Origin of the sequence: Rhodococcus marinonascens NBRC 14363 (assembly GCF_001894885.1) — a bacterium.
In the GTDB taxonomy this organism is placed as follows: domain Bacteria; phylum Actinomycetota; class Actinomycetes; order Mycobacteriales; family Mycobacteriaceae; genus Rhodococcus_F; species Rhodococcus_F marinonascens.
Window position 1 is genome coordinate 17807 of sequence record NZ_BCXB01000017.1, and the last position, 17511, is coordinate 35317.

The following is a 17511-nucleotide window of genomic DNA, read 5'->3' on the forward strand; positions in this document are numbered from 1 at the left end:
CTAGGCACCCACGCGGAGCACAAGCCACTATAAGGGCGAAAGCGTTGTGGGCCTGCGAGACTCGGGTTCGATCGGCAAGGACCCTGCACCGGTTGCAGGACGACCCGACGATATTTGAACTCTCGCCGAGGCCAGCCACACAACCCACCGAGCACGCTTGGTAACCGGTTGTTCGTGTTGATGGGCGGCGAAGTCGACGACAGTCGGCGGAGCCGCCCTCTTTACTTGTGACCGGTCTTCACATGCAGCGCAAAAGATTTCGGACACATCTTCTAGCTCGATGCCGCGTCCGCGATAGAGGTCGCCTCTCGGGCACCGGCCTCGAATGCGCCACAACACAGGACGACCCAGTTCCCCACACTCTGCGCCTCGCCGGAAGCAAATGCGGCAGCACCGCTGCGGTACGCCTGCTGTCGGCGCAACCAACTGACCTCCGGCACGCCGAGGTTGTGGGGATCGAGTCCGCTCGACACGGCGACGAGACGGGACGCGGCACGGGCGACGATACCGTCGCCGAATCCGAACGGCTTCAGAGTCAACAACTCCCCGTGCACCACGGATGCCAGAACAGGGGCGGGTGCATCCGTTCCCCCGGTGACAAGTTGCGCGAGCCCGTCCAGGCGCTCGGCCACACCGGGGTCGGCGCGCGGCCTCCCCAACAGTTCTTGATTCTCTACGAGGTCCGCCGCGGCCAGCAAATGCAGTCTCGCAAGCGCTTGGAGAGGTGCCCGCCTCCAGGTGGACTGAAGGAGCGCGAGCGCGTCGCCGTCGAGTGCCTGCCCGACGCGAAGCGCACCCGACAGAATCGGGTCACCCGCCTCTCCCGGGGTGGGAAGTTCAGTGCTGCCCCCATCGAGCGATGCCGAGGCGCGGGCTGCCCGGACCGCTGCCTCGGCCGCAGTGGTGGGCCATCCGCGCCGGTTGACATTGTGGCGGTGAACCGCACCGAGCGCTTCGCGTGCACGGTCCGCTGCCTCGCGGACGCCGGGGAGGTCGACGAGGGGCTGCAATGGATCGCTCACGCCTCGGAACGCTACCCGGCGCCTCTCTACGTCAGGCGTTGCCCTGCGTCAGACGCCGAGCGAGATCGATCCACCAGGAATCGCCTCGAGCAACTTCCGCGTGTAATCCTCCTTCGGGGAGTTGAACACTTCGTCAGTGGTCGCTTTCTCGACGATGGCACCGGCCGACATGACCAGCACGTTGTCGGCGATCTGCCGAACCACCGCCAGATCGTGGGTGATGAACAGATACGTCAGCCCCAACTCCGCCTGCAGGTCGTTGAGCAAGGTCAGGATCTGGTCCTGGACCAGTACATCCAGTGCCGATACCGCCTCGTCGCACACCACCATCTCGGGTTGCAGAGCCAGCGCCCGGGCAATAGCCACGCGCTGTCGCTGGCCCCCGGACAGTTCGTTCGGGAACCTCCGCATCACTGAAGGCGGCAGCGCAACCTTGTCCAGCAGGTCACGTACCCGCGCTTCCCGCTCCGCCTTCGTCCCCACCCTGTGGGTGCGGAGGGGTTCCTCGATGGTGCGGAAGATCGAGTACATCGGGTCGAGGGTGCCGTACGGATTCTGGAAGATCGGCTGCACCCGACGACGGAAAGCGAGCGTCTCCCGGCGGTCGAGGGTCGCGACGTCCTTGCCGTCGAATACGACATTGCCCGATGTGGAGGCGAGAAGCCCCAGAATCATTTGTGCCACCGTCGATTTTCCCGACCCCGACTCGCCCACGATGGCGGTGGTCGTTCCCCGTCGAACCGCGAACGAGACGTCGTCGACGGCTTTGAAGTCGGAGGTCTTGCGTAGCCCGTGACGGATCTTGAAAGCCTTGTTCAGACCGGTAACCACGAGGACGTCGTCGGTGGCCCTGCCGAAGTCGACACCGATCTCGCTGTGCTGCTCGGCCTCGTCGACCGCTTCGAGGGAATGCTCCCGGATGTCGGCTCTGGCCAGGGACGAACTTCGACGCTGTGACGCCAGCGACGGTGCTGCGGCCACCAATTTCTGCGTGTACGGATGGCGCGGTCGCTGCAGGATTTCCAGGGCAGGACCCGATTCGACGACCTGCCCCTTACTCATCACGATGAGGTGCTCGGCCCGCTCTGCGGCAAGGCCTAGATCGTGTGTGATGAGGAGTACCGCCGTGCCGAGTTCGTTGGTGAGACCGTCGAGATGGTCGAGAATCTGCCGCTGGACCGTGACGTCGAGAGCCGAAGTCGGCTCGTCCGCGATCAGCAACTGCGGGCGAGCTGCCAATCCGATCGCGATGAGCGCACGCTGGCGCATGCCACCGGAGAATTCGTGTGGATACTGCCCCAGACGGTTCTCGGCGTCGGCGAGACCCGCCTCCTCGAGCAACTCGGCGGCCCGAACCTTCGCCGCCTTGCCCTTCGCAACTCCATTGGCCTTCAACGCCTCCTCGATTTGGAACCCGACCTTCCAGACCGGGTTGAGGTTGGACATCGGGTCCTGGGGCACCAGTCCGATATTCTGCCCGCGCAACGAGACAAACTCCCGATCGGAGATCCCCGCCAGATCTCTTCCCTCGAAGAGAATCTGGCCGCCGGTGACCTTGCCCGTTCCGGGGAGCAGGTTGATGATCGCATGAGCGGTGGTGGACTTGCCCGAGCCGGACTCGCCGACAATCGCCACCGTCTGCCCCGGGTAGACCGTGAGGCTGACACCGCGCACTGCGGGCACGCTGCCGGAATGTGACTCGAACGACACCTCCAGATCTCGAATCTCGAGCAGGGGCACCTCTTCTCCCACATGCTGCTGTTCGGCTTGCTCATTCGTGGACATCGCGGTCACCTCTTCCTGGCCTTGGGATCGAGCGCGTCCCGCAGTGCGTCGCCCATCATGATGAAACCGAGCACCGTGATCGCCAGTGCGGTGGCCGGATAGAACAGAATCGGCGAACCCTGGCGCAAGGTGACCTGGGCGGTGCTGATGTCTCCGCCCCACGAGACCTCGGTAGACGGCAACCCGATGCCGAGGAAGGACAGCGTTGCCTCGGCAACAATGTAGATGCCGAGCGAGATGGTCGCGATCACGATGATCGGGGCCAGTGAATTCGGCAGAACATGCCGGACGAGCGTGCGCCAATTCGACACACCCAGCGCCCTCGACGCCATCACGTAGTCGTTGTTCTTCGCCGAGATCACCGCGCCACGAGCGATTCTTGCCATCTGGGGCCAGCCGAACAGTGCGAGGACGAGGATCACGGTCGAAATGGTGCGGTCGGTGAAAAGCTGCATCAGGACGATCGCGGCCAGGATGAAGGGGATGCCGAAGAAGATGTCGGTCACTCTTGACAACACGGAGTCCACCGCGCCGCCGTAGAACCCGGCCACTGCGCCGAGGACCACTCCCACGATCAGCACCACTGAAGTGACCCCGACGCCCACCAGCACCGACGCTCGTGCCCCGTAGATGGTGCGGGAATATATGTCGCAACCCTGCCTGTCGAAGCCGAACCAGTGACCGGACGACGGACCCTGCATGCTGAACGTGAGGTCGCAGAACCGTGGGTCGGCGCTGGTGAACAGGCCCGGGAAGGCCGCGACCGCAACCACGACGACTATGATCACCGACGCCACCGCGAACAGCGGGCGTCGACGCAGATCCCGCCAGGCGTCCGACCACATGCTCGTCGGAGGCTGGTCGATGTGCACAGCGTCGATCTCCGCGGACGCTGTTACTTGTTCGGGCGCAACGAAATGCGCTTGACGAGTCTTCCGGCCGCCCGTGGTGGCGGGCACGTCACTCTCCTGTTTCTCAGACATAGCGGATCCTCGGGTCGAGCGCGGCGTAGAGGAGGTCGACTATCAGGTTGGCCAGCAGAAATACGACGATCAGCACCGTAACGAAAGACACCACCGTGGGCGCCTCGCCGCGGGTGACTGCCTGATAGATCGTGCCACCGACACCGTTGATGTTGAATATGCCCTCGGTGACGATTGCGCCGCCCATCAGGGCGGCGAGATCGGCCCCGAGGAACGTGACGACCGGGATCAGGGAGTTTCGCAGGACGTGTACCTGCACCACCCGCCGACGCGAAAGCCCCTTCGCTGTAGCCGTTCTCACGTAGTCGGCGGTCAGGTTCTCGGCCACCGAGGTCCGGGTCAGTCGCAACACATACGCGAACGACACCGCGCCGAGCACGAAGGCTGGCAACAACAGATTCTTGAAGCTGGGGTCCCCGCCAACGGTCGGCGGCACCAACCCCCATTTGACGCCGATGAAGAACTGGGCCAGGAAGCCGATCACGAAGATCGGGATCGCGATGATCACCAGACTCACGACCAGGACCGAGCTGTCGAAGATGCCGCCCTTGCGCAGTCCGGCAAGAAGTCCGAACCCGATTCCAAAGATTCCTTCAATGGCAAGTGCCATCAACGAAAGCTTGATGGTGATCGGGAATGCCTGCGCCAGAACCTCGCTGACCGGCCGACCGGAGAACGACATTCCGAAGTCGAGGGTGAAAATCCCCTTCAGATACAAGAGGTACTGCATCAGGAAGGGCTGATCGAGATTGTAGCGGGCGCGGAGTTCGGCAGCAACCCCCGGACTGAGTGCCCGGTCGCCCGCGAGAGCCGCGATCGGATCTCCAGGCAGGAAGAACACCATGGCGTAGATGAGGAATGTGGCCCCGATGAATACGGGGATCATTTGAAGCAAGCGGCGGCCGACGTACCAGAGCATCGGATCACCTCCTATTCGTAAGGCTGTGACATCGGGGTGGGCAATGCGTTCGGCTTGCATCCCCCGAAAAGTGGGGCCGCGAACGGTCTGCTCGCGGCCCCACCGAAGTCGTCGAAGAGTCCGGGGCGTCAGTTCTTCACGATGTCGGAATACATCGGGATTCCCTTCCAGTCGATCGTCACGTTCGATACGTTCTCCGACCAGCCGGCGGCGGCGTTGCGGTACCACGTCGGCACTGCGGGCAGATCGTGCAGCAGAACTTCCTGCGCCTGATCGAGGAGGTCCTGAGACTTCTGCGGGTCGGTCTCGCCCGCGGACGCGACCAGCAGCCGGTCGAACTCCGGGTTGGAGTAGTCGCCGTCGTTCGAGCTTCCGCCCGTCTGGTAATTCTGCGCGAGGAAGCCGTACTGCTGCGGGTAGTCGCCCTGCCAGCCCGAGCGGAATGCGCTGTCGATCGTGCGGTTCGTGGCCTCGGTGCGGAACTGCGCGAACGTGGGGTACTCCCTGCCCATCGCATCGATGCCGAGGGTGTTGCGAATGCTGTTGCTGACGGCGTCCACCCAATCCTTGTGGCCGCCGTCGGCGTTGTAGGCGATCTCGAAACTGCCCGACCACGGGGCGATGGCGTCGGCCTCAGCCCACAAGCTCCTGGCTTCTTCCGGGTTGTACTTCAGGTTGCCGTTCCCGGTAAGGGAGTCCGACCATCCCGCTAAGGCGGAGCTGGTGAAATCGAGTGCGGGGGTGCGGGTGTTGTTGAAGATCTGCTGGGTGATCTGGTCGCGATTGACGGCCATCGAAATCGCCTGACGTCGCAGGGTGCCCTCCTCCCCGCTGAAGTGCGGCAGGCGCCCCGGGATCGTGAATGTCTCGATGGTCGCGGACGGCTGGTTGACCGTCCGGCCGGGAAGATCGCTCTCGAAGGTGGTGACGGCACTCGGGGGTACCACGTCGAGGACGTCGACGTTGTTGGCCAGCAGGTCTGTGTAGGCCGTGTCGAGGTTGTTGTACATGATGAAGTCGACGCCGGTGTTCTCCGCCTTGCGGTTGCCGTCGTAGTCGGGGTTCACCACCGTGTCGATGCGCACGTTGTGCTGCCATGCTCCGGGTCCGGACAGCATGTACGGACCGTTGCCGATCGGATTCTCACCGAACGCGGCCATGTCCTCGAACGCCACGGCAGGTAGTGGGTAGTACGCGGTGAACCCGAGCCGGTCCGGGAAATCGACCTCGGGCTGCTTCAACTCGATGGTGAACGTGGAATCGTCCACCACGTTCAGTCCCGACATGGTCGTCGCGGTCGGAGTCTCGGCCGCCACTTCGTCATAGCCTTGGATAGGCTCGAAGAACGAAGCCTGGATTTGCCCATTCGTAGACAATGCACCGTAGTTCCATGCGTCCACGAATGAGGCGGCCGTCACGGGCGTACCGTCCGTGAAAGCCCACCCGTCCTTCAATTCGACGGTGAAGAGCTTGCCGTCAGTCGTGTCGATGGAGGCGGCGACCTCGTTGCTGATCCTGCCGTCGGCGTCATACGAGACCAGACCGGCGAACAGCGAATCCACGACGCGCCCACCCATGTTCTCGCTCGTATCGGTGGGAATCAGCGGATTCTGCGGCTCTCCGGCCCAGGCGTTGACGACCCCGCTGCCGCCTCCGCTCGTAGAATTGTCGGTCGAGCAGGCAGCCAACATCGCTGCCGCCAAGCCGGCGGCCAGAACGGCGGTTGCCACGCGTGTGATGGGCAAGACGATCCTCCCAGATCTGTGTGAGTAGGGGGCCGCGATCCGGGCACAACCCGAACCACCACCTCAGTCGAACTGCGACCGGGACGGATGAAGCGACCGTCGGAACGGATGCTCGACCACCCGCACCCGGACGGACAATGGGATGACGATAAGTCAAGATTTGAATCTGCGTAACCCAGCGCTGGAAACTCGTCAAAATCGGCCCCTGACGAAACAACGTCAGTCAAGCGGTGTCCGCTCGTCGCCGACAGCTTCCGTCCGCCGCGCCAATTCGACCGATCGCCGCACGGTTCTCGCATCCAACCGTGTGATTAGCTGCACTCGGAAACACGTGGGGATACGTTCACATGTGCCAGAACTGCCGATTCGAGACTGGAAAGAAGGCCGGGCCACATATGACCAACGCAGCCGAAACCGAAGCCGCCCCACAGGTGTATCCGCCGAGCCCCGAGTTCACGGAGGGCGCCAACGCAGGACCCGGGCTCCAGGCTGCCGCAGACGAAGACCGTCTCGCGTTCTGGGCGAAGCAGGCCGAACGCCTGCACTGGCACGTGCCCTTCAGTGAAGTCCTCGACTGGTCGGATGCCCCCGTGGCGAAGTGGTTCGTAGGCGGTCAACTCAACGTCGCATTCAACTGCGTCGACCGCCATGTCCTCGAGGGCAACGGCGACCGCGTCGCCATCCACTTCGAAGGCGAACCGGGCGACACTCGCGACCTGACCTACCGCGATCTGCTCGCCGAAGTCAGCCGGGCTGCCAATACCTTCATCGACCTCGGCCTCGTAGCCGGTGACCGGGTCGCAATCTATATGCAGATGATCCCCGAGGCCATCGTCACCATGCTCGCCTGCGCCCGCCTCGGACTGACTCACTCGGTGGTGTTCGCCGGGTTCTCTGCCAACGCCCTGCGTTCACGCATCGAAGACACCGAGGCCAAACTCGTCGTCACCGTCGACGGGCAGTGGCGCCGCGGCCAGGCCGCACCCCTCAAGCCGGCCGTCGACGAAGCCGTCGAAAGCACGAAGTCCGTGAAGAACGTGCTCGTCGTCAAGCGCACCGGCACCGATGTCGAAATCACCGAGGGCCGGGACCTGTGGTGGCACGAAACGGTCGACAAGGCCCCCGACCGGCACGAGGCGCAGCCGTTCGACTCCGAGCACCCGCTGTTCATCCTCTACACCTCCGGCACCACCGGAAAACCCAAGGGAATCATCCACACCTCCGGTGGCTACCTCACCCAGGCGTCCTATACCCACCACAACGTCTTCGACCACAAGGTCGGACAGGACGTGTACTGGTGCACCGCCGATATCGGCTGGGTAACCGGACACAGCTACATCGTGTACGGGCCACTGTCGAACGGCGCCACCCAGGTGGTCTACGAGGGCACCCCGAATTCCCCCGACGAGCACCGCCACTTCCAGATCATCGAGAAGTACGGCGTCACGATCTACTACACCGCGCCCACCCTGGTACGCACATTCATGAAGTGGGGCCGCGAGATTCCCGACGCTCACGACCTGTCCTCGATCCGCCTCCTCGGATCGGTGGGCGAGCCGATCAACCCCGAAGCCTGGAAGTGGTTCCGTGAGGTGATCGGCGGAAACCAGGCCCCCATCGTCGACACCTGGTGGCAGACCGAGACCGGGGCGATCATGATCTCTCCGCTGCCGGGCATCACCGCCACCAAACCCGGATCCGCGATGGCACCGCTTCCCGGCATTTCGGCCAAGATCGTCGACGACGATGCCAATGAACTCGGAAACGGCGGCAATGGCTACCTCGTGCTCGACAAGCCGTGGCCGGCGATGCTCCGCGGCATCTGGGGCGACATGGACCGCTACCGCAACACCTATTGGTCCCGCTACGCCGAGCAGGGCTGGTACTTCGCCGGCGACGGCGCCAAGTACGACGAGGACGGCGCACTCTGGATCCTCGGTCGCGTCGACGACGTCATGAATGTCTCCGGGCACCGCATCTCCACCGCCGAGGTCGAATCCGCCCTCGTCGGCCACCGCGGTGTCGCCGAAGCCGCCGTCGTCGGAACCGCAGACGAGACCACCGGGCAGGGCATCGTTGCGTTCGTCATCCTCCGTCAAGGGGTTGAGAACACCGGCGAAGACCTCATCGCCGAACTCAAAGCCGAAGTGTCTCGGGAGATCAGCCCCATCGCCAAGCCGCAGCAGATCACCATCGTCCCCGAACTTCCCAAGACGAGATCAGGCAAGATCATGCGCCGACTGCTCCGTGACATCGCCGAAGGTCGCGACCTCGGCGACACCTCCACCCTCCTCGACCCCAAGGTCTTCGACGCCATCCGAGGTAAGTAGGCGCACCGCGCCGAGGTAAGTAGGCGCACCGCGCCCGAAGAGCGCATTCGTTCCCGGTGAGTGGTTGACGAGTCCCGGCACTCGTCAACCACTCGCCTATTCACGTTCGCAATCGGTTCCAACCAGGAGTACGGCTGAGCTGCCGGGCGAGAGTGGAGTTGGCCCGCTTCCGTGAAGATGGTGGCTGACAGAACAAACATCCCACCAGAATATGAACGGCGACGGTGGCGCTATCGCACCCACCGTCGCTGTCAGGAAGGGCTTAGGCCCCCACGTCGTCGAGCGACTCGTTCTTCGTTTCCTTCATCACCAGCAGGGCAACGAAACTGATCGCCGCCGCGACCAACAGGTAGACGCCCACCCAGCCGACGCCGTACGCAGTGGCCAACCAGGCGGCGACGAACGGGGCGACGGCCGCACCCAGGATGCTGGCGGTGTTGTAGGCGATCCCGGAACCCGTGTAGCGCACGTTGGTCGGGAACAGTTCGGGCAGAACAGCACTCATCGGTCCGAAGGTCAAGCCTGTCAACACCATTCCCATTGCGAGGAATGTCAGCATGCGAGCGGTACTGATTGTCTCCTGATTCAGCATCACGTTGAAGGACAGCCCGAACGCCATAATGAGGCCGCTGACGACCAGCAGCGTGATGCGGCGACCGTAGCGGTCGGCCAGCCATCCCGCAACCGGGACGGTGGCCGCGAAGAACAGAACCGCGATCAACTGGAGGACAAGGAAGTCGGTGTATTGGAAGCTAGGGCCGACGCCGCCCGGGGTGGTGATTTTGCCGGTGGCATAGCTGAACACCCAGGTGGTCATGATGTAGAACAGCGTGTACGTGGCGAGCATGACGAACGTGCCGATGATCAGCTGACGCCAACTGCTCTTGAATACCTCCGCCAGCGGAGTCTTCACCTTCTCGCCCCTCGCCACAGCTCGCGCGAACACCGGGGTCTCCTCGAGCTTCAGCCGCACATACAGGCCGATCATCACCATGATCGCGCTGAGCAGGAAGGGAATACGCCAGCCCCACGTGAGGAAGGCGCCGTTCAGGTCGGCGCTGTTCTTGTCGTGGTTCATGAGCAACGCGATGATCAGGAACAGGCCGTTGGCGAGCAAGAACCCGATCGGCGCTCCCAGTTGCGGCCACATCGCCGCCCAGGCACGCTTGCCCTTCTTCGCGGTCTCGGTCGCGAGAAGTGCTGCGCCGCTCCACTCACCGCCCAGTCCCAGTCCCTGACAAAACCGCATCAGCGCCAGCAGTGCGGGCGCTGCGATGCCGATTTGACTGTACGTCGGCAGCAGCCCGATCACGAACGTAGCGATACCCATCGTGAGGAGCGAGCCGACAAGCGTTGCCTTGCGTCCGACGCGATCACCGAAGTGCCCGAACAAGATGGACCCGAGCGGCCGGGCGACAAAGGCCAGACCGAACGTGGCGAGCGACGCCAGCAGCGCCGTCGAGCCATTTCCCGCGGGGAAGAACAGGTATGGGAACACCGACACGGCCGCGGTGGCATAGATGTAAAAGTCGTAGAACTCGATGGACGTTCCCACCATGCTCGCGACGACGATCCGGCTACGCGGGACGTCGACGGTTGCCCCCTCGTCCACTTCCAGCCTTGACGTATCGACTGCACCACTCATTCAATCCCCCTCCTAGATTCAATTTCAGATGATGAGACTAGAGCCCATCTACTAGGAAGGTGACACCGCGTGCCACTCGCTCGGCACGTTGGCTCAGCTCTCGAAAGTGCGCCGGACATCTGGGGACGATCGGGGCGTAGGCACAGGACGGGCTTCTCGCGGTCTTCTTCTTCGCCGCCGGCATGGATCGCGGTTCGGCCATCCCCGTCGCCACCGAACATCGCGTTCGCTCTCGGCATCCTTTCGCGAAGAAGCCAGGTGCACTGGAGTTCCGCGACATGTTTGCCCCGTCAGTGCTCGGCGCGATCGGGTTCACCGTTAGCCTTCTAGTTGCGGATCTCGCGCTTGCGGGAATCGGCAACGGCAGCGCGGCTGAAATCGCTAAAGTCGCGGTACTCGTGACATCGTAGGCAGCGTCATTGATCGGATCAGCGTTACTGTGGCGGCGCGGTCGGGCGCATGCGGCAGGAAGGAAGACTTGGACGTGCTAGAGCAACTTGGAGGGGTCGACAAGTGAGCAACACTCACGACAAGGGAGACAGCCCGCGATACACGGGAGACGGAGTGCCGAACACGGTGTCGTCGATTCCGCTCACCGACGTAGACGCTCAGACGCCAGGCGGGGCGAGCCTCGGCACGCTGGTCAAGCACGCGACCGCCCAGGTATCCACCCTGGTCCGCGCCGAGGTCGAACTCGCGAAGGCCGAGGTGACCAGTCAGGTCAAGAGGGGCCTGCAAGGCAGCCTGTTCTTCATACTCGCGTTCACTGTTCTGCTGTTCAGTTCGTTCTTCTTCTTCTTTTTCCTCGCCGAACTCCTCGACGTGTGGATCGCCCGTTGGCTGGCGTTCCTGATCGTCTTCCTGATCATGGTCGTGACGACGGCGGTCCTTGCCCTACTCGGCTACCTGCGGGTGCGGAAGCTACGCGCGCCCGAGAAGACCATCGATTCGCTGAAGCAGGCAAAGACCATCCTCCCGACCTCGTACTCGGATGCGGAAGCGAATCTTGCATCTCCCAGCGGGCGTCACGCGCGGTAACTCACACCTGTGGCACCACCTGATCCGTCTACGGTCCGTTTCGACGGCCCCTGGATTCATCGTGACATTCATGCCAACGGAATCCGATTCCACACCGTCGAGGTCGGCGCATCCGCACCGGATGCGCCGCTCGTCGTCCTGCTGCACGGTTTCGCGGACTTCTGGTGGTCGTGGCGTCATCAACTGACAGCGTTGTCTGCGGAGGGGTACCGCGCCGTCGCCGTCGACCTCCGCGGATACGGCGACTCTGACAAGCCGCCGCGTGGATACGACGGCTGGACGCTGGCCGGTGACATCGCCGGACTGATCCGTGCGATGGGTTACGGCGAGGCGACACTCGTCGGGCACGCCGACGGAGGTCTGGTCTGCTGGGCAACCGCCGTACTCCACACCCGTCTCGTTCGATCCATCGGACTGGTCAGCTCACCCCATCCGCTAGCGCTCAAGCAGGCCGTTCTCCACGACCGGCACCAGCGCAGGGCTGTGTTGCCGCCCTTCGTCTCGTACCAGTTGCCGTGGCGTCCCGAACGTCGCCTCACCCGCGACGACGGCGCAGAGGTCGAGCGATTGATCCGCGAACGATCGGGTCCCGGGTGGGCGGACAACCCGGAGTTCGCATCCGTGCTCGCACGGATGCGATCGGCGATCCAGATTCCCGGCACCGCGCATTGCACTCTGGAGTATCAGCGATGGGCCTTCCGCAGCCAATTCAGGGCGGAGGGTAATCGGTTCATGGCGTCGATGGACCAGAAGTTACGAATACCAGTGCTGCACATCCACGGCGACCTCGACCCGTACGTACTCGCGGACACCGTGAAGCGAAGTCATCAGTTCGCACCCTTCCAGCAGCTGTATACGGTCACCGGGGTAGGTCACTACGCGCACTGGGAGGCCCCGGAACGAGTGAATGCGGCCCTACTCGACCTTGTGCCGCGCCGCAGCGACTAGCGCTCACTTCAGAGGATGCACTCCCCGGTGCCCACCGCGACCGTCGAACCCGGCGCCTCCTGTACTTGCCGCGACACTTCTTCGGCAGTGAGGACGAACCCTGTGTCGCTGTCGTCGACGGCCGCGCCGAAGACCACCCCGAGTACCTGTCCGCCGGAATCGACAAGTGGTCCGCCCGAGTTCCCTTGGCGGATCGAACCCCGGACGGTGAACACCTCACGCTCTACGGTGGCGGTCCGGTAGATATCCGGGCCGTTGAGGTCCAGGACCTCCCGGACACGCACGGCGCTGGCGGTATATGGACCGCCACCCGGGTATCCGAGCACGAGGGCGTTTTCTCCGGTCGTCGCCGGTTCGGGCGCGAACGTCAGGACGGGGGAGTCGAGTCCGGGGACCGCCAGGATCGCGATGTCGGCCGACGGGTCGAACAGCACGACCTCGGCGTCCAACGGCCCATTCGGGGTGTCGACGAGGATACCCGCCGTTCCCGCGACGACGTGAGCATTGGTCATCACCCGCTCGGGCGCGACGACGAAGCCGGATCCCTCCAGCGCTCGCTGGCAACTCGGGGCCACCCCGCGGATCCTCAACACGCTCGACTGCAACGACGACGCGACAGGGCTCGCCAGGACACTGGCGTCGGGCGGGTCGACGTTGGTGATGGGTGTGCGCCCGAAGGGCCCGATGACATCAGGGAGTCCCGACGTGTCGAGGAGGGCGGTGAACTCGCTGGGCAGTTGCCGCATCCATCCCGGCGCTATGTTGTCGACCGCTTCGAGCACACTCGACCCCCGCACGGCGGCCGACACCTGAGGCTGAGAGGACGAGGTGATGGGAATCGCCAGCAGCCACGCAGCGATGAACACCGCAACGGCCTGCACACCGGCCCCGACGGCACTGTCGACCGAGCGGGCGGCCGGGCTGTGCATGCTCCCGCGCGCGGCCCGGCCCAGCACCATGCCCGCAACTTCTCCGATGATCACCAACACGACGATCAGTGCGATCCCGACCAGCAGGCGACCGACTCCCTCCTCCACGTGTTCCAGCACGAGCGGTGCGATCAAGATGCCCGCCACCGCACCGAGCACCACACCGACGAAGGCGAGCACGGACGCAACGGCGCCCTGCCGCCAACCCGATGTGGCGGCGACGAAGGCGATCAGCACGATCGCGACGTCGATCCAGCGTGAGCCCGTCATCGCTCTGCCGCCCGATCACCGTGGACGTGGGTCAGGTGTACCTCGTCGAGGTTGTTGTCGAGTTCGGCCTGAACCGTGTCGAGGTCGCGAATGTCGCGGATGTCCCAGTCCTGTTCCCACCCGGAGATCGCGATCAGCGCGGCCAGTATCCCGGCTGTGAACCCCCACACGAGCATCCCGTCCACCGCAAACGCCGGCCCCTGAAAACCGGCCGGGTGACGCACCTGGAATCGGTTCCTCGGGTCGATCAGCGTGTGTACTGGAACCCGGGCGACCCTGTCTGCCTCAGCGGGATCGACCACGCCGACCGCACTGGGCTTTTCCCAGTACGCGATGACCGGGGTGACGTCGAAGCCGGACGGCGGAATGAAGATTTCCTCCAGCACTGCAAGGGGGCGAACCCCGGACGGGTCGAGTCCGGTCTCCTCCCGCGCCTCGCGCAGTGCAGTGGCGATGGGCCCTTCGTCACCCGGATCGCTGGCGCCACCGGGGAATGCCACCTGACCGCTGTGCTGACGCATCGTGGACGCACGCTGGGTAAGGAGGACGTCCGCGGAGGCCGGTAATCCTCCCGACATCAGCGGATCCGACTCCACCGGGCCGCCGAACAATACGAGGACCGCGGCCTCGCGGGTGATCGCACCTCTCGGTGCGCGCCGGTCGGGGACCGAGTTGAACCGGTGCGGGTCGGTAAGGGTGCGGTGCGCAACCCTGTGCAGCCAGGACGGAACCGTGCCGCCCACAGAGTTCGTCATGCCGCCACCCCCAGATTCTGTTCGACAGCAGCAGCGATCTCGTCGACGCTGTCGAATGGCTGCGGCAGGATCTTCGCCACCGTGCCGTCGGGTCGAATCAGCACAGACACGGGCAGGACGGCGGGCGCTCCAACCGCCGCGCGGACCCGTCCATCGCCGTCTTGTACACCGGGCAGCGTCACGGCGTAGTCGACCAGCCGGGACAGCGCGCTGGCCTCGTTGGGATCTGAGTGCACCGTAAGCACGGTAACTGCGTCACCAGCGCGATCGGAAAACTGCTGTAGATGTGGCAACTCCTCGGCGCAGGGACCGCACCAGTACGCCCACAGGTTGAGCAGGGCGGGTTTGCCTGCGAGCGCGGTGGCCAGATCCACCTGGCTGCCGTCTCCCACGCATTCGAGCATGATGCCGGACAGCGCCGAGTCGAACGAGGGCTCGGAGGTGCCGGCCGGAGCGGGACAGGGCGCCAGACGCGCCTGCGAGCGCAATGTTGCGAGCACATCGGGATCGGCATTCTCCGAATTTGTACTAATACGGCCTGATCCGAAACGACCGTCGTACGTTGCCACCCCCGCATCGCCGCCCCGGGGCCAAATCGCCACGACGAGCGCCGCCACGACAACGAGAGCGGCCAGACTCCACCGTGCTGAACCAGACACGCCTTTCACCCTTACCGGCCGGCCAGACGCAGCAAATGCTCCGTCTCCGGTCCGCGAACAAGTTCGGAGGCGATGTCGGGATCGATCGGGCCCAAGCCGTACGACGGACAGTCCTTGGCGAGCACGCAGACACCACAGGCAGGTTTGCGGGCATGACATACGCGTCTGCCGTGGAAAATCACCCGGTGCGAGAGCAGCGTCCAATCCTTGCGTTCGATCAGTGCACCGATCGCGTGCTCGACCTTCACCGGGTCTTCCTCCTCGGTCCACCTCCAGCGCCGAACGAGCCTACCGAAATGGGTGTCGACCGTGATCCCGGGGACGTCGAACGCGTTACCGAGGATCACGTTAGCCGTCTTTCGGCCGATCCCGGGGAGGGTCACAAGATCCTTCAGATTGTTCGGGATCTCACCGTCGAAGCGTTCGAGCAGAGCCTGCCCCAGCCCGATCAGCGCGGTCGTCTTGTTCCGGTAGAAGCCCGTCGATCGGATGTATTCCTCGAGTTCAGTGCGTTCGGCCTCCGCATACGCCTTGGCGTCGGGGTATCGGGCAAACAACGCCGGCGTCACCATGTTCACTCGGACGTCGGTGCACTGCGCGGAGAGAATGGTCGCAACGGCAAGATCCAAGGGTGTGACGAAGTCGAGTTCACAGTGGACGTCCGGAAATGCCTCCGCGAGTCGACGGTTCATTCTGCGGGCGCGCCGGACCAGTCCGAGCCTGGTTTCGCCCTGCTCAACGGCCCGCGAACGACTGCGTCCACGCGCTTCGGGGCCGTCACTGGAGGTCTCATGCACGAGGTCGACTCTACGTATACCCCGTCAATCCGACTCACTGCTGTGTCGCTTCTGAGACATTCGCAGTGTTTACTTTCCAATATGCAAGGTCTCGCTGTGGTCCTCTTCCCAGTGTTACTGATGCTATTTGCGCTGGCCATGGAGCGGGTCGAGTTACGACTCCGCCAGCTCACGGTTCGCCAGCAAGAGGTCGAGGAATTTCTCGACCAGGCGAGTAGCGATGAGGTGGCCACCCTGGCCAAAGAAGGTTTCCCTGACGCAATGGCGCGCTTCCGCCGACGCCGCAAGAGCCGTTCGGGGTTCGAAACCGACGACGATGACGTGGATTCTCGGCGCGCAGGCTGATCCGAGAACGCTCGAAGCGACTCGCCGAAGACGAGCTTTCCGGTCAATGTGTTCGGCCTCCGTGGTATCGGTCACTCCGACCAACTCGCCTCCACGTAGACTTCTACAGACATACCTGTTGCATGAAGACGCGCCGCCGAAAACGGGGCATCGTCGACATGCAGCAAATCACGCACAATATTGCATCCAGACGAACGAATATTCTCGAGGAGCGTACGTGGACGACGTCCTGGCAAGAGCCGGCATCTTCCAAGGGGTCGAGCCCTCGGCGGTAGCAGCGCTGACCAAGCAGCTGCAGCCCGTCGACTTCCCCCGCGGTCATGTCATCTTCAACGAAGGTGAGCCCGGCGACCGCCTGTTCATCATCGTGTCGGGCAAGATCAAAATCGGCCGCCGCTCGCCGGACGGCCGCGAGAACCTGCTCACGATCATGGGCCCGTCCGACATGTTCGGTGAGCTGTCCATCTTCGACCCCGGCCCGCGTACATCCACGGCCACCACGGTCACCGAGGTCCGCGCGGTCAGCATGGACCGCGCAGCACTCAAGGCGTGGATCGACCACCGCCCAGAGATCGCCGAACAGCTCCTGCGGGTGCTCGCACGCCGTCTGCGTCGCACCAACAACAATCTGGCCGACCTCATTTTCACGGACGTTCCCGGCCGTGTCGCCAAGGCGCTGCTGCAACTCGCTCAGCGCTTCGGCACCCAGGAGGCAGGCTCGCTGCGTGTCACGCACGACCTCACGCAAGAAGAGATCGCCCAGCTCGTCGGCGCGTCCCGCGAGACCGTCAACAAGGCTCTCGCCGACTTCGCGCACCGCGGATGGCTACGCCTCGAGGGCAAGAGCGTGCTGATATCCGACTCCGAGCGCCTGGCGCGTCGCGCACGGTAGTTCTCACACCGCTTCGACCAGCCCTGCCTTTCGGCCACCCGCGTCTTTCGGCCACCCTGTCTGCAGGGGTGGCCGAAGTCGTTTCACGGTCGGTCGGGTCTGCGTAGATACGCCAATTGCACGTTGACAGACTGCTCCGCCGCCGGCCACAACTCGCGGGCGACGTCGGAATAGACGTGCTCGACGACCTCACGCGCGGTAGGGCTTCCACCGAGCGCCACGAGCGCGGCCCGCACCTGGTCAAGCCGCTCCTCGCGGTGGGCGAGGTACTGCTCCGCCACGGAAGCCAGGTCGGGAAGCTCGGGTCCGTGTCCGGGCATGACCCTGTGCCCGGCTCCGAGGTCGCGCAGTCGGCGCAGTGACGACAGATAGTCGCCAAGATTGCCGTCTGTGTCGTCGAGCACCGTGGTGCCACGGCCGAGGATCGTATCGCCAGTGAGGACAGCGCA

General features: G+C 64.1%; 15 protein-coding genes and 2 pseudogenes. 6 read left to right on the plus strand and 11 right to left on the minus strand.

Annotation, left to right across the window (positions count from 1 at the left end; translation table 11 throughout):
- Nucleotides 1-272: 272 nt before the first annotated feature.
- From RM2_RS13915 to RM2_RS13935, 5 genes are all read right to left on the minus strand, one after another.
- Nucleotides 273-1022, minus strand: a complete 750-nt coding sequence (locus RM2_RS13915; protein ID WP_072690161.1) for a Fic family protein — start codon at nucleotides 1020-1022, stop codon at nucleotides 273-275.
- 48 nt (nucleotides 1023-1070) lie between these two features.
- Nucleotides 1071-2816, minus strand: coding sequence for a dipeptide ABC transporter ATP-binding protein (locus RM2_RS13920; RefSeq protein ID WP_084721794.1), 1746 nt, complete (start codon nucleotides 2814-2816; stop codon nucleotides 1071-1073).
- Nucleotides 2813-3790, minus strand: a complete 978-nt coding sequence (locus RM2_RS13925; protein WP_072690163.1) for an ABC transporter permease — start codon at nucleotides 3788-3790, stop codon at nucleotides 2813-2815. The genes RM2_RS13920 and RM2_RS13925 overlap by 4 nt, the downstream gene beginning before the upstream one ends.
- Nucleotides 3783-4709 carry an ABC transporter permease gene (locus RM2_RS13930; RefSeq protein ID WP_072690165.1) on the minus strand — a complete coding sequence of 309 codons (927 nt, stop codon included), beginning with the start codon at nucleotides 4707-4709 and terminating at the stop codon, nucleotides 3783-3785. The genes RM2_RS13925 and RM2_RS13930 overlap by 8 nt, the downstream gene beginning before the upstream one ends.
- A gap of 128 nt (nucleotides 4710-4837) precedes the next feature.
- A complete protein-coding gene (locus RM2_RS13935) occupies nucleotides 4838-6454 on the minus strand; it encodes a peptide ABC transporter substrate-binding protein (protein WP_139277768.1) in 1617 nt (538 codons plus the stop codon).
- 395 nt (nucleotides 6455-6849) lie between these two features.
- Between RM2_RS13935 and acs the strand changes: the two genes are divergently transcribed.
- Entirely contained in the window at nucleotides 6850-8784 is a 1935-nt protein-coding gene (gene acs / locus RM2_RS13940; RefSeq protein WP_072690167.1) for an acetate--CoA ligase, read from the plus strand.
- A 262-nt stretch (nucleotides 8785-9046) separates the two neighbouring features.
- On the opposite strand, the gene RM2_RS13945 is transcribed toward acs, so the two are convergent.
- Entirely contained in the window at nucleotides 9047-10429 is a 1383-nt protein-coding gene (locus tag RM2_RS13945; RefSeq protein WP_072690169.1) for an MFS transporter, read from the minus strand.
- A 239-nt stretch (nucleotides 10430-10668) separates the two neighbouring features.
- Here RM2_RS13945 and RM2_RS25240 point away from each other — a divergent pair.
- The 3 genes and pseudogenes from RM2_RS25240 to RM2_RS13960 all read left to right on the plus strand — a co-directional run.
- Nucleotides 10669-10946, plus strand: a pseudogene (locus RM2_RS25240) (Na+/H+ antiporter NhaA); the annotation flags it as partial.
- Nucleotides 10943-11467, plus strand: a complete 525-nt coding sequence (locus tag RM2_RS13955) for a phage holin family protein (protein WP_072690171.1) — start codon at nucleotides 10943-10945, stop codon at nucleotides 11465-11467. The pseudogene RM2_RS25240 and the gene RM2_RS13955, both read left to right, overlap by 4 nt.
- 9 nt (nucleotides 11468-11476) lie before the next feature.
- Nucleotides 11477-12415, plus strand: coding sequence for an alpha/beta fold hydrolase (locus RM2_RS13960; RefSeq protein WP_072690173.1), 939 nt, complete (start codon nucleotides 11477-11479; stop codon nucleotides 12413-12415).
- A gap of 8 nt (nucleotides 12416-12423) precedes the next feature.
- Here RM2_RS13960 and RM2_RS13965 read toward each other — a convergent pair whose 3' ends face one another.
- Genes RM2_RS13965 through nth form a run of 4 tightly spaced genes read right to left on the minus strand, consistent with a single transcriptional unit; the run spans nucleotide 12424 to nucleotide 15825 of the window.
- Nucleotides 12424-13614, minus strand: coding sequence for a MarP family serine protease (locus RM2_RS13965; RefSeq protein ID WP_072690175.1), 1191 nt, complete (start codon nucleotides 13612-13614; stop codon nucleotides 12424-12426).
- Complete coding sequence (locus tag RM2_RS13970) at nucleotides 13611-14369, minus strand: NUDIX hydrolase (protein WP_072690177.1); 759 nt, start codon at nucleotides 14367-14369, stop codon at nucleotides 13611-13613. The genes RM2_RS13965 and RM2_RS13970 overlap by 4 nt, the downstream gene beginning before the upstream one ends.
- Entirely contained in the window at nucleotides 14366-15028 is a 663-nt protein-coding gene (locus RM2_RS13975; RefSeq protein WP_072690183.1) for a TlpA family protein disulfide reductase, read from the minus strand. Before RM2_RS13975 ends, RM2_RS13970 begins: the two co-directional genes overlap by 4 nt.
- Nucleotides 15029-15039: 11 nt before the next feature.
- On the minus strand, nucleotides 15040-15825 hold the full coding sequence (nth, locus tag RM2_RS13980; RefSeq protein ID WP_072690178.1) for an endonuclease III: 786 nt from the start codon (nucleotides 15823-15825) through the stop codon (nucleotides 15040-15042).
- An 81-nt stretch (nucleotides 15826-15906) separates the two neighbouring features.
- On the opposite strand from nth, the gene RM2_RS13985 reads away from it, so the two are divergent.
- Nucleotides 15907-16170, plus strand: coding sequence for a hypothetical protein (locus tag RM2_RS13985; RefSeq protein WP_072690184.1), 264 nt, complete (start codon nucleotides 15907-15909; stop codon nucleotides 16168-16170).
- A gap of 217 nt (nucleotides 16171-16387) precedes the next feature.
- Nucleotides 16388-17062, plus strand: a complete 675-nt coding sequence (locus tag RM2_RS13990) for a Crp/Fnr family transcriptional regulator (RefSeq protein WP_072690179.1) — start codon at nucleotides 16388-16390, stop codon at nucleotides 17060-17062.
- Between the two features lie 83 nt (nucleotides 17063-17145).
- Here RM2_RS13990 and RM2_RS13995 read toward each other — a convergent pair.
- Nucleotides 17146-17511: pseudogene (locus tag RM2_RS13995) on the minus strand (MBL fold metallo-hydrolase); the annotation flags it as partial.